Consider the following 12,518-nt stretch of genomic DNA (forward strand, 5'->3'; position numbering starts at 1 on the left):
GCATGTTATGAGCCTGATATTAAGTTCAGCGGCTTCACCCGCGTCGGTTCCCAACACGCGCTGGCTGCGGATCATTCCGCCGATTCTGATTACCTGCATTATTTCTTACATGGATCGCGTCAATATCGCTTTTGCCATGCCCGGCGGCATGGATGACGATCTGGGTATCACCGCCTCAATGGCTGGTCTGGCAGGGGGCATCTTCTTTATCGGCTATCTGTTCCTGCAGGTCCCCGGTGGCAGGCTGGCGGTTCACGGCAACGGCAAGCGTTTTATCGGCTGGTCACTGCTTGCCTGGGCAGTGCTCTCGGCCCTCACCGGCCTGGCCTCTAACCAGTACCAGCTGTTGGCGCTGCGTTTTGCGATGGGTGTCTCTGAAGGGGGCATGCTGCCGGTGGTGCTGACCATGATCGGTAACTGGTTTCCGGATTCGGAGCGAGGCCGTGCGAATGCAATTGCGATCATGTTTGTGCCGATCGCTGGGATCCTGACCGCACCGCTTTCCAGCTGGATCATCACCGGTTGGGACTGGCGCATGCTGTTCTTTGTGGAAGGCGTGATGTCGCTGGTGGTGATGGTGCTGTGGTGCTTTACCATCAGCAATCGTCCACAGGAAGCGAAATGGATCTCAGAGGCGGAAAAAAACTATCTGATCAAAATGCTGCATGAAGAGCAGTTGCAGATAAAAGAAAAAAATACCCGCAATGCTTCGCCAGGTCAGGTGATGTGTGAACCGGTGATGTGGCGGCTTATCATGGTGAATTTCTTCTATCAGACCGGAATTTACGGTTATACCCTGTGGCTGCCGACCATTCTGAAAGGGCTGACCAGCGGCAATATCGAGCAGGTCGGCTGGCTGGCCATCCTGCCCTATGTCGGCGCGATCTTTGGCATGCTGCTGTTCTCCACACTTTCTGACGCCACTGGCCGTCGCAAGCTGTTTATTGTGCTACCGCTGGCCGGGTTTGCATTGTGCATGGCGCTGTCGGTGTTACTGAAAGCGTATATCTGGTGGGCCTACGTCGCGCTGGTCGGTTGTGGGGTGTTCATTCAATCGGCGGCTGGCGTGTTCTGGAGCATTCTTCCTCGCCTGTTCAGCGCCGAAGTCTCCGGAGGGGCGCGTGGCGTGATTAACGCGCTGGGCAACCTCGGCGGTTTCTGCGGCCCGTATATGGTCGGTGTGCTGATTGCGCAATACAGCAAGGATGCTGGCGTAATCAGCCTGGCTATCTCGCTGGGCATTGCCTCACTGCTGGCACTGACCCTGCCTTCGCGCTGTGATTCACCGCGCAAGGAGGCAGCATGAGTTACTGGTTAGGGCTGGACTGCGGCGGCACCTTTATTAAGGCCGGGCTCTATGACGCCGCTGGCTGTGAAAAAGCGGTCGCCCGGCAGAACCTGCCAGTGCTGGTGCCGGAGCCAGGCCGTGCTGAACGGGATATGACCCAGCTGTGGCAGGCGGCGGCGGCGGTGATACGTCAGGTGCTGGCGGGTAGTGCTATCGACGCCGCGCAGGTGCGTGGTATGGGGATCTCCGCACAAGGCAAGGGCTTGTTTCTGTTGGATAAGCAGGGGAAACCACTGGGCAACGGCATGCTTTCCTCCGATCGTCGTGCGCTGGCGCTGGTGCAGCAGTGGCAGCGCGAGGGCATCCCGCAGGCGCTCTATCCCATTACCCGCCAGACGCTGTGGACCGGGCATCCGGTTTCGCTGTTGCGCTGGATGAAACTGCACGAGCCAACGCGCTATGCGGCGATCGGCAGCGTCATGATGGCCCATGACTATCTGCGCTACTGCCTGACCGGCCAGCGGGCCTGCGAAGAGACCAATATTTCTGAATCCAATTTATACGATATGCAGCAGGGCGGCTGGTCAGTCTCGCTGGCGGAACGGCTGGACATTGCCGAGATCCTGCCCGCGCTGCCGCCGATTGTCGGTTCCACCGAGATTGCCGGGCATATCAGTGCCGAGGCAGCAGCGCAGTGCGGGTTGCCGGAAGACACCCCGGTGGTGGGTGGCCTGTTTGACGTGGTCTCTACCGCGCTCTGCGCCGGACTGGATGATGATACCCGACTGAACGCGGTGATGGGAACCTGGTCAGTCACCAGCGGCATCACTGACAGCCTGAGCGATGAAGTTGACTATCCCTACGTTTACGGACGTTACGCTATTGACGGCCAGTATATCGTTCATGAAGCCAGTCCAACCTCCGCCGCCAACCTTGAGTGGTTTTGCCAGCAGTGGGGTGTCGACGATTATGACCAGCTAAATCAGTGGGTTGCCGAGCTTCCTCCTGCTGCCAGCTCGCTACTGTTCGTGCCGTTCCTTTATGGTAATAACTCCGGGGCGGATCTGCACGCCAGCTTCTATGGCCTGCAGGCGGGCCACCATCGCGGGCATCTGGTACAGGCTATCTATGAGGGCGTGGTGTTCTCACATCTTACACACCTCAACCGCCTGCTTAAGCGTTTTCCAAACGCGCGTACTTTGCGCCTGAGCGGCGGCCCTGGCCGTTCTGCCGAGTGGATGCAAATGTTTGCCGATATCAGCGGTCTGCCGGTGGAGATCCCACAAATTGAAGAGAGCGGTTGCCTGGGTGCAGCGCTGGTGGCCATGACTGGCACTGGCGCACATGCCTCGTTGCAGCAGGCACAGCGTTACCTGAACCCGGCCACCGTCTGCTATCAGCCGGACAGGGAACGTCACGCGAAATACCAACAAAAATACCAGCGCTATCAGCGCCTGATCACTGCATTGCTTGTTGTCAATCCGGGAGGTAATCCATGAGCCATCACGCCCGTCCCCAACTCCAGCTGGCGCTGGACCATACCCGGTTGGACGCCGCGCTGGAGGCTGCCAACCATCTGCATGAGCATGTGGATATCGTTGAGGCTGGGACCATTCTGTGCTTCGGCAGCGGCGTGGAGGCGGTGCGCCAGCTGCGCCAGCGCCTGCCGGAGAAAACGCTGGTTGCCGATTTTAAGGTTGCCGATGCTGGCTCTACGCTGGCGGAACTGGCCTTTGAGGCCGGAGCCAGCTGGATGACGGTGATCTGTGCTGCACCGCTGGCGACCTTTGCCAGCGCCCATGAGGTTGCGCAGCGCTATCAGGGAGAGATTCAGATTGAACTGTTCGGCCACTGGACAATGGAAGACGCCCGCAACTGGCGTGCGCTTGGTCTGAAGCAGGCCATTTATCACCGTGGGCGCGATGCTCAGGCGCAGGGGCAGCGCTGGAGCCAACAGGATCTGGATGCGATGAAAGCACTCTCCGATCTGGGCTTTGGTCTGTCAGTGACCGGCGGCATTACGCCGCAAGAACTCCCGCAGTTTAAAGAAATAGACGTACGTGCCTTTATCGTTGGTCGGGCGCTTACTGAAAGCGCCGACGGACTGCGCACCGCCGCCGAGTTCCATCAGGCCATTGATCGTATTTGGGGGATATAACCATGCGTCAGCACCCGCTGGGAATATATGAAAAAGCGCTGCCCGCGCATCTGAGCTGGCCGGAACGCCTGGCATTGGCGAAAGCCTGCGGCTTTGACTTTGTAGAAATGTCGGTAGATGAAACCGACCATCGTCTGGCCCGTCTTGACTGGACCCCGGCCCAGCGCCTGTCGTTGGTGAGCGCGATGATTGAAACCGGCATCGGCATACCCTCCATGTGTTTGTCTGGTCATCGTCGCTTTCCCTTTGGTAGCCACGATCCCGCCGTGCGTCAGCAGGCGTACGATTTGATGGCGCGTGCCATTCAGTTTGCCAGAGACACCGGCATCCGCACCATTCAGCTGGCGGCTTACGACGTGTACTACGAGCCGCATGATGAGGGCACGGTCGCCCGTTTTGCCCAAGGGCTGGCATGGGCCGTTGAGCGCGCGGCGGCGGCACAGGTGATGCTGGCGGTGGAAATTATGGACACCGAATTTATGAACGCGATTGCTAAGTGGAAACACTGGGACCGCCAGCTGGCCTCGCCGTGGTTCACCGTATACCCGGATGTCGGCAACCTCAGCGCCTGGGGCAACGATGTCAGCGCCGAGCTGGCGCTGGGTATTGATCGTATCGCCGCGATTCACCTGAAGGATACACAGCCGGTCACCGAGAGTTCGCCGGGCCAGTTCCGCGATGTGCCGTTCGGCAGAGGCTGCGTGGACTTCGTCAACGTGTTTCGCACGCTGAAGGCGCTCAACTATCGCGGTGCATTTCTGATTGAGATGTGGACAGAAAAAGCGGAAGAGCCGGTGGCCGAGATCGTGCAGGCCCGGCGCTGGATTGAACAAAAAATGCAGGAAGGAGGATTTTTATGAGTTTAACGTCGTTAAAGCAGCAGGTACTGGACGCTAACCTGGCGCTGCCGCAGCATAATCTGGTCACCTTCACCTGGGGTAACGTCAGCGCCATCGATCGCGCCAGCGGTCGGGTGGCGATTAAGCCTTCCGGCGTGGACTATAAGGGGATGACGCTCAATGATATTGTGGTGGTCGACCTGGAAACGGGCCGGGTGGTAGAAGGCAGCAAGAAACCTTCCTCCGATACCGCCACCCATCTGGCACTGTACCGTGCTTTTGAAACCATTGGCGGCATTGTGCATACGCATTCACGCCATGCCACTATCTGGGCACAGTCAGGGCTGGATCTTCCTGCCTGGGGCACTACCCACGCTGACTACTTTTACGGCAAGGTTCCCTGTACGCGGCTGATGACGCCGCAGGAGATTGCTGAAAACTATGAGTACAATACTGGCGAAGTGATTATAGAGACGTTTCGCTCGCGGAATATCAACCCGGCAGCGGTTCCGGCGGTGCTGGTGAATGCCCATGGTCCGTTTGCATGGGGTAGCAGTGCGGATAATGCCGTGCATAATGCCGTAGTGCTGGAAGAGGTGGCGTATATGGGGATTTTCTCTCGTCAGCTGACGCCAGGCATCAGTGATATGCAACAGGTCCTGTTGGATAAGCATTATCTTCGTAAACACGGAGCGAATGCCTATTACGGACAGTGATAGTAAGGCTGTCGCTTTCACCCGGCCGTTTGTTGGCGGGTTGAAAATCGATGTCAACGGCCTGGGTAGCGTGGCGTTTGCAGAAGGGACTATGACGCCTGCTGCCTTAGCGCCTGTCTCAACAGAACGTTATTCCAGACAATAAGACCACAGGAAAAACACAAAAGCCCCCCGTCATTCTCAGGCGTCTTTTCCCGTCGGGTCAGGGGCCGGCGAAACCGGTTCATCCGGCTGTGCGTCCTCCCGGCGACGGGCCATGAAGTTCGTGGTTTTACTGGCATCTCATTCCTCTTTACGGGGCGGGATATAAGGCTTGTCACGACGGCACAACCGGTCTGTTTTCAGCCCGGGCGCTTCGTCGCCTTTGTCCGGGCAGAGTCCGGGTTTTTGCCCCGGGCATCCCGTCTGAAGAGCACCGGGTGTGTCCGCCACCAGTTTGATGTCATGCCTGTCTGCTGCTGCGACGACCCGTGGCAGAGGAAGCCCGCCGGCGTCTGTCATCAGACTGGGCTTTACGCCCTGTTTCCCTGTGTCCGTGGGGTAGCGTCCTGTTTTTTGTCCCGGCAGCGGTGATGTTGTCATACCGCCATCCACCGACAACCATGAGCAGTCCGTGCCGTCCGGGTGTTCACAGGCCAGTAATCCGTTCTGCCAGAAACGCCCGAAGACACCTGCGTCTTCTCCGTTCCCGGAAGCGTCGGTGCGCAGAATCTGATAAACCTATCCCTGTGGCATTGAGTGCATTCCACTGACAGGCTGTGCTGGGGACGAAGAAAATGGCGTTCATTGCGACCCGATTATCAACACGTTTTCGGCGCGTACCCGGAGGATGGCGGTTTTGTGTTCCGGGATAAGCGGGGCCATTTTGTCCCGGGGTTCATCGCTAATCTGTCCTTTACCGCCTGCCATACTTTGCCCTCAGATATGACCGGGGTGCATTATACGATGACGCCTTTTGGGACAGGTTCTTAGTCATGCGTGAAAGTCATTAAGGCAAGGTTTACTGTCGAGCAGAAAACCTGTGAAAGGCGGCGACGAGCGATGCGTGGTGACACCAGGTCCAGTCGTAGTCCGGCAGGTGGTTAAATCAGGCGGCAATCCACAGGTTGGTGGCCTTTTTAGGGGGGGTGGGGAGCAACGGAACACTAAACGCAGTTAAGTGGTCAGGCTGAATAGCTATTAATTTATTAATCAACAGATTGCATGGGAACACGACATTCCCTCAACTGTACTTCTCTGACAAAAACCGAGGCAGCAAAAGTATCAGTTTCATACATATTGGTATGCCTGCTTTACCGCACTGAATTTTTTTCAAAATTCTTCTGACTTTACTCAGTAAAAATAGTGTAACTGAATTTGAGTAACCGCAGTCACCTTAACGCGCCCTCCCCGGAAAAAATATTATAATATCTTATGGGTTGCATAGTCGTTTTTTTATAGATATGACTTCTTTTTCTTGGTAGCTTAACCAATTTAATAATGGATGCATTTATGTTTATAAATAAACAACAGCGAATTGATATTTATAGTGACTCAGTTACCACTGCCCTTTTGAAAAAGACTGAAAATAAAGACCTTTCGAAAAAAACACTAAATAAACTTGTGAAAATTGCCAATTCTCACATTGGACTTACAAAAGCAGAAGCCAAAAATGTATTTATTAAAAATAAATCGATAGAAAAAAATGCTTATTCGATGAAGTTGGCTTTTGAACTAAAGAAGGTGTTCTCTCAATGTTCAAACCATGAATTAAGAGATAAAATAGGGAGTTTTATCCGGAACTGCAATACTACAACTTTTATTAACACAGAAAATAGTGTGCCGACAAATACAATTAACCAAACGAGATATATGAGTTCTGCGGATTTTGTCGAGGCATATTCTGATAACATTGGCCCCACAATTGGTGAGGGTGCAGAAGCTATAGTTGTGGAAGACGCGAGAAATGATCATAAAGTATTAAAGATATTTTTTGATAGTGTTGAAGATAATGAAATTATCAATCAAGCTAACTCATTTAATATGTTTTATGGTAAAAATACTGCTCATGTTATTTCTGGGAGAGCTATCCATATGGACAAAATAGAAGGTGCTCCTTTATCTCAAATAAAAGAGTTTCCAGTTGATGCCACTACTAACTTCATGTCTCTGATTGCTGAAATGGTCACAAAAAGTTGTGCTCCGTCTGATATGTCAGAAAATAATTTTCTCTATGATAAAGAAAGAAATATTTTTTTGCCTGTAGATATATCCGCAAACAGGGAAAATAAAGTTGATAAGAGCGGTTTAAAGTATATTATAAATTACATCATGAACAAAAGTGTTGGTTAAACATTTATTCCCCGTTCACGTAAAGGAAATTGAAACTATTTCTGCGTGTTATCAGGCGGCTGAAATTTAATCACTATCCGATTAGTATGCTGCAGGGGCAGCCTGCGTTACGCGGGCTGCTGCTGATTTGTGCATTTTCAGGTCCTTTTGTGTGCTTTCTGCGAGCGAAAGGCGGATCTTCCCCGCGTCAGGCCGGGATGTACCTCATCAGTCTGATTTCCCGGGCGTGGATTTTCAGCCCCTGCACACTCAGGCCAGTCACTGCCCGACGGTACACCATACGCCCGCCGCACAGCACGCATTCTAACGGGTCACGCCGCAGGAATGTAGTCCTCCCGATTTTTAGTACCACTTCCAGTTAGGAGCTACGGCCAGTTTTTGTAACGCCCCTGTTACCGGCATATCCCATGTTGTGTCAGGGCGGTAATGCAAAAGGCTGCGGCTGATACCAGTAAGCTGGCACCTGCGTCGTTCACTGGTCTGATGCTCCTTCATGACATAACGCACCAGTTCACGTTTTGCGGGTACCGCCAAAGTTTTTTTGTCACAACATCCTTAAGGATGTTCGTGATCCAGACTGAGTGAGGCGTACATCTTTTTCAGGCGGCGGAGCTGGGCGACAATCCTTCCGTTCAGCCGCTGGTCAGTGTCGGTGAACCGGAAGTGTTCGCCGAGGGCGAGGCGGGCTGCCAGGCGCTGCTGAATGCGCCGGAAGCGGTGGCGTATCTGGAGAAGTGTCGTCTCAGCCATTCTGACTTAGTCGCCACCTTTAAGCTGGGCTTCGCCAACCGCACGCGGACTACCGTCTGCCGCCAAAAACACAGCAGGATGGCGCGAAGATCCGCGCCCGCTTACAGGCCGGGCATCCTGCGTGAATCGGGCCATGAGCACTGTACCGGCTCGCTGGTCGGGATCTGGAATGAACAGGCGCTGCTCGGATCGAAGGTGGTGATCCTGTGCGAATCCCAGATCGACGCGATGTCGTTCTGGGTGGCGGGTTGCCGCAATGTCAGAGGCATTAAAAGCTGCCATGCCGAGTACTGCTGCCAACAAGGTTTGCTGATGTGGAAGATATTTTTTCATTCAATTTTCTCCTTTTTCATTGCTGAACGGGAAACGGGTTTGCTTCCCTAATGGTTTTACTGCCTGACGTTATTCATCACCTTGCTAATCGGCGGGAAACGTTCATCCTGTCCTCTTCGCAGCAGATAACCCTTTCGGGTCGTAGAAATGACTTACTGTGAACTCATGTCCGGGTGCGTGTAACCAGCAATATTTTTATCGTTTTTGTCGATCAATTTAATTATATTAATCTTTATAATCAATTAATAATTTTGTAAAGACAACCCTGGAACGGCGGTGAAACGTTGTTAATACTCTGTTTTTGTAACGGTTTACTCAGGCATGCTTGAAGGCGGCTGGCTCAAAGGAATACAGGTGATGGAATGAAAAGATGTGAAAGATGTAACATGAAGAGAGGGGACATCAGCCACTTTTGGGGGCTTAATACCCGAAGGTGAGCTGGTTGAGGATTACTACCTTGGCCACGACTCACTGATTTGTGAGTTTTGCGGGGTAGCGATGAACATCCGGATTGAGTCAAATGGGGTTCAGTATTACCAGCATGTACTGACGGGCACTAATGCCATTGCCAGAGCCCGTAATTGCACTTATCGCCACGATCCGGATGGGGGACGACAACGTTCCCACGCGTTTAAACCACCCGGACACACAGATACCATTCCACCCTGGGTCAGTCACCAGCCCCCTTATCAGACTGTAGAGCGAAACTGGAGATGTCAGTTATGCCAGCCTCGTTATTTCGGTAATAAGCAATGCCTCCGCTGCCATGACTGGGACTGTAGTGGTCAACTAATTTTGGCCACACGACCTGACTGTTCGTGGAACAGCCGCTCTGATTCATTTGGCGTTAAGCCGCCGTTATTCCAGTGAGGCCTGAGAGCACTGTAGTACCCCGTGATATATCGGATTATCGATAACCGTGCTTCCCCTAAGCTTTCGTAGCCCGTCGTTGGTACCCATTCACTCTTCAGTCTACGGAAGAACCGCTCCATCGGACTGTTATCCCGGCAGTTTCCCCGGCGACTCATGCTCTGTGTGCTCCGGTAGCCCCACAGCATCTGTCGGTACTGACGACTGGTATAATGACTCCCCTGAACACTGTGGAACATCACGCCTGATGGCCGCCCCCGTAGCTCCCATGCCATCTGAAGTGCTTTTATAGTGAGGTCTGAGCCTGGTGAGTACGACAGCGCCCAGCCCACCGGTTTACGGGCAAACAGAGCCAGCACCACGGCCAGATAAGCCCACCGTTTGCCCGTCCAGATGTAGGTCACATCACCGCACCAGACCTGATTCGGTTCTGTCACTGCAAACTGCCGGGCAAGAAGATTCGGGATTTCAACATGCTCATTGCCCCCACGTTTGTATTTATGCCCCGGTATCTGACAACTGGTGATACCCAGCTCTTTCATCAGTCGACCAGCCAGCCATCGACCGAGTTGTACGCCCTTTGTCGTGACCATCGTGGCGATACTTCTGGCACAGGCGGAACCCCCACTGGCGTTCCAGACCTCGCTGACCAGACGGCGTTTAACGGCACGGTCAGCATCAGGCTCAGTACTGTTTTTACGTGTGTAGCGATAACTGCTGCGGTGAACACCGAACAGTCGGCACAATGAGGCAACCGGGTACTGCGCCCTCAGACTGTCGATTATCGAGAACTGTTGAGGGAGTCCGACATCAAGAGCGCTGTAGCCTTTTTTAGGATTTCGTTTTCCATTTCAAGGCGCTGTATACGTTTTCTCATTTCCCTGAGTTCAGTTTGCTCAGGAGTGACAGGCAGCCCCGATGTTTTTTTCCCTGACGCTGCAGACGTAACGATTTTACCCACCGGTTGATGGCAGAAAGACTGACATTCATCGCCTTAGCAGCTTCACCGTGTGTGTAGTGCTGGTCGAGGCCCCGCTTTGCCGCTTCAAGTTTAAATTCAGCAGTAAATACCTTGCTTATTGGTTCACCTGTGAAATTTTGAGGTGGGCATATCACCTCAACTCAGGTGGCCAAATTCAGTGTGCCACTACATACCTGATGTTATAGAATGTAAAACAGACGGGGCAGACTGCATAATCTGCCCCTGAGTGACGCACTTATTCTTGTTGCACGATATCGGCACCAGGCAGAATACCGTCGGCACGGAACATCGCTTTTATTCCGCGAATAGCCTGTCGCATACAGTTGCTGTTTTCAATCAGTGCGAAACGCATGTGCGTATCACCGTAATCGCCAAAGCCGATACCCGGCGAGACGCATACTTTCGCTTCTTGCAATAAATGCCGGGCAAAACCCAGCAATCCCATCGCCGCATCGCGTTCAGTAATTTTCGCCCAGACATACATAGATGCTTTTGGGATCTTGACCTTCCAGCCCGTTTCATGAAGCCCTTTAACCAGCACGTCACGACGTCGTTTGTACCGCTCCGCTATGTCGCGTACGCATTGCTGATCGCCTTCAAGTGCCGCAATCGCCGCCACCTGTAAGGGCGTGGAGGTATCGTAATCATGGTAACTTTTGATACGAGTCAATGCCGCAATCAGCTCTTTATTGCCCACCATAAAACCGATACGCCCGCCCGCTATGTTGTAGCTTTTTGACAATGTAAAAAATTCAACAGCCGCATCGCGGGCACCGGGGATTTGCATAATTGACGGCGCTTTCCAGCCATCGTAAACAATATCGGCATAGGTCAGATCGTCTACCACCAGCACGTTGTACTGCTTCGCCAGCGCGATGACGCGTTCAAAAAAATCCAGCTCGACACATTGCGCGGTCGGATTAGAAAGAAAGCCGAGGATCATCATTTTCGGTTTTGGATAGCTTTCGCGAATGGCTTTTTCCAGTTCGTTGAAAAAGTCAATACCGACTCGACTACCAGCGGTTCTGAGCGAACCTGCGCACCAGCAATCAGCGCACCGTAAATATGAATGGGGTAGCCTGGGTTGGGCACCAGTACCATGTCCCCAGGGTCCAGCGTTGCCAACATCAGGTGCGCCAGCCCCTCTTTCGAACCAATGGTGACAATAGCTTCAGAATTCGGGTCAATCTCCACCTGATAGCGATCGACATACCAGCGGGAAATCGCACGGCGTAAACACGGAATACCGCGAGAAGTGGAGTAGCCATACGTATCTTCACGCTGCGCTACCGCGCAGAGTTTTTCAACAGTATGCGCTGGTGTGGCACCATCCGGATTTCACATGCTGAAATCGATAATATCCTCGCCGCGGCGGTGCGCCGCCATTTTAAGTTCAGTGGTGATATTAAATACAATAGGGGGGAAGACGTTCAATGCGGGAAAAACGACGTGCAGAGTGAAGATCGGCCATAAAGACCTCTGAGTTATGTGAGCGCCGGACTGTCCGAGCGACGTTGACCAATAAAGGTCGGTTCTCAACATAACGCAGAGTTCATCTGGTTGTCGACAGACCAAAATAAGATTTTATTACTTATAAAAAAGCACTCTTCTGTGGGCGTCTCCATCAAGCGCTTTGGTTTGCCTGATTGCCTTTGGATTTCAGTCTGGCTGTGAAGGCGGATTTTTATTTTTCTGTTTTTCATATTTCGACTCAGGTTCGTAGCAGAATTAAAGCGTCTCAGCAGATATTGATACCGCCAACAGGAGAAAGGGTTTTATATTCGTAGCCTAAGAACGTAGCGATATGAACCTGGGAGCACCGAACGCACCAGGGGTAAAAGTCGCATCAGTTTTCACACAACGGCCTCATCAGGCCAACATTATGGCAATACAAAAGGGGAAAAATTGGTCTTCTGCATGGCTTTTTTTCCTCTTTAATTACCCCGTGCAGCAGGTAATCCTGCGCGATTTTTTCCCCCTGCCCTGAAAATTTTCAATCGTCTCTCTGAACTGCCTGGTTGATGCTGTCAGGAATATGAGCAGGTCCGATAACTGGCATTTCCTGGCTGGTCATTTTGAAGAAAAACATCCCCTTTAAGGAGAGAGGGTTTTCCGCTATTAGGTTTAAAAGTTCAAAGATTGCTTTTTGCTGACTGCTGACGATATAAAACCGGTCAGCATCGGGGAAATAAAAAGGCCTGAAATCGCCGTTAGCAAGAAACTGGCTGGCGGGAACCCGTGAAATAATGGC

The 12,518-nt window shown here is 52.7% G+C and carries 6 protein-coding genes and 6 pseudogenes; 7 read left to right on the forward strand and 5 right to left on the reverse strand.

The window, feature by feature from the left end:
* The first annotated feature begins 7 nt into the window (after window positions 1-7).
* Genes LU633_RS19555 through araD form a run of 5 tightly spaced genes read left to right on the forward strand, consistent with a single transcriptional unit; the run spans window position 8 to window position 5,001 of the window.
* The gene (locus tag LU633_RS19555; protein ID WP_046372041.1) at window positions 8-1,306 is read left to right on the forward strand and encodes an MFS transporter; all 1,299 of its coding nucleotides are present in this window, start codon (window positions 8-10) and stop codon (window positions 1,304-1,306) included.
* Entirely contained in the window at window positions 1,303-2,787 is a 1,485-nt protein-coding gene (locus LU633_RS19560) for an FGGY-family carbohydrate kinase (RefSeq protein ID WP_016192041.1), read from the forward strand. The genes LU633_RS19555 and LU633_RS19560 overlap by 4 nt, the downstream gene beginning before the upstream one ends.
* A complete protein-coding gene (ulaD, locus tag LU633_RS19565) occupies window positions 2,784-3,446 on the forward strand; it encodes a 3-keto-L-gulonate-6-phosphate decarboxylase UlaD (protein ID WP_016192042.1) in 663 nt (220 codons plus the stop codon). The genes LU633_RS19560 and ulaD overlap by 4 nt, the downstream gene beginning before the upstream one ends.
* A 2-nt stretch (window positions 3,447-3,448) precedes the next feature.
* A complete protein-coding gene (locus LU633_RS19570; RefSeq protein ID WP_016192043.1) occupies window positions 3,449-4,306 on the forward strand; it encodes an L-ribulose-5-phosphate 3-epimerase in 858 nt (285 codons plus the stop codon).
* Window positions 4,303-5,001 (forward strand): L-ribulose-5-phosphate 4-epimerase, encoded by a 699-nt coding sequence (gene araD, locus LU633_RS19575; protein ID WP_016192044.1) that lies wholly within the window; start codon window positions 4,303-4,305, stop codon window positions 4,999-5,001. Before LU633_RS19570 ends, araD begins: the two co-directional genes overlap by 4 nt.
* 89 nt (window positions 5,002-5,090) lie before the next feature.
* Here araD and LU633_RS19580 read toward each other — a convergent pair.
* Window positions 5,091-5,910: pseudogene (locus tag LU633_RS19580) on the reverse strand (IS5 family transposase).
* Between the two features lie 582 nt (window positions 5,911-6,492).
* On the opposite strand from LU633_RS19580, the gene LU633_RS19585 reads away from it, so the two are divergent.
* On the forward strand, window positions 6,493-7,332 hold the full coding sequence (locus LU633_RS19585; RefSeq protein ID WP_016192047.1) for an OspG family effector kinase: 840 nt from the start codon (window positions 6,493-6,495) through the stop codon (window positions 7,330-7,332).
* Window positions 7,333-7,519: 187 nt separating this feature from the next.
* Here LU633_RS19585 and LU633_RS19590 read toward each other — a convergent pair.
* Together LU633_RS19590 and LU633_RS19595 are read right to left on the reverse strand one after the other, a co-directional pair.
* A pseudogene (locus LU633_RS19590) lies at window positions 7,520-7,657 on the reverse strand (IS91 family transposase); the annotation flags it as partial.
* 44 nt (window positions 7,658-7,701) lie between these two features.
* Window positions 7,702-7,941, reverse strand: a pseudogene (locus LU633_RS19595) (IS3 family transposase); the annotation flags it as partial.
* Here LU633_RS19595 and LU633_RS19600 point away from each other — a divergent pair.
* A pseudogene (locus LU633_RS19600) lies at window positions 7,939-8,343 on the forward strand (DNA primase); the annotation flags it as partial. The pseudogenes LU633_RS19595 and LU633_RS19600 sit on opposite strands and share 3 nt — an antisense overlap.
* Window positions 8,344-9,200: 857 nt before the next feature.
* Here the strand turns inward: LU633_RS19600 and LU633_RS19605 are convergent.
* Together LU633_RS19605 and alaC are read right to left on the reverse strand one after the other, a co-directional pair.
* Window positions 9,201-10,401, reverse strand: a pseudogene (locus LU633_RS19605) (IS3 family transposase).
* Window positions 10,402-10,502: 101 nt separating this feature from the next.
* Window positions 10,503-11,738 (reverse strand): annotated as a pseudogene (gene alaC, locus LU633_RS19610) (alanine transaminase).
* Between the last annotated feature and the right edge of the window lie 780 nt (window positions 11,739-12,518).

The organism is Erwinia tracheiphila (assembly GCF_021365465.1).
GTDB classification, from domain to species: domain Bacteria; phylum Pseudomonadota; class Gammaproteobacteria; order Enterobacterales; family Enterobacteriaceae; genus Erwinia; species Erwinia tracheiphila.

Coding starts and splice junctions, on each gene's coding strand:
- LU633_RS19555 (WP_046372041.1), top strand. CDS start 8: ATGAGCCTGATATTAAGTTCAGCGGCTTCACCCGCGTCGGTTCCCAAC.
- LU633_RS19560 (WP_016192041.1), top strand. CDS start 1,303: ATGAGTTACTGGTTAGGGCTGGACTGCGGCGGCACCTTTATTAAGGCC.
- ulaD (WP_016192042.1), top strand. CDS start 2,784: ATGAGCCATCACGCCCGTCCCCAACTCCAGCTGGCGCTGGACCATACC.
- LU633_RS19570 (WP_016192043.1), top strand. CDS start 3,449: ATGCGTCAGCACCCGCTGGGAATATATGAAAAAGCGCTGCCCGCGCAT.
- araD (WP_016192044.1), top strand. CDS start 4,303: ATGAGTTTAACGTCGTTAAAGCAGCAGGTACTGGACGCTAACCTGGCG.
- LU633_RS19585 (WP_016192047.1), top strand. CDS start 6,493: ATGTTTATAAATAAACAACAGCGAATTGATATTTATAGTGACTCAGTT.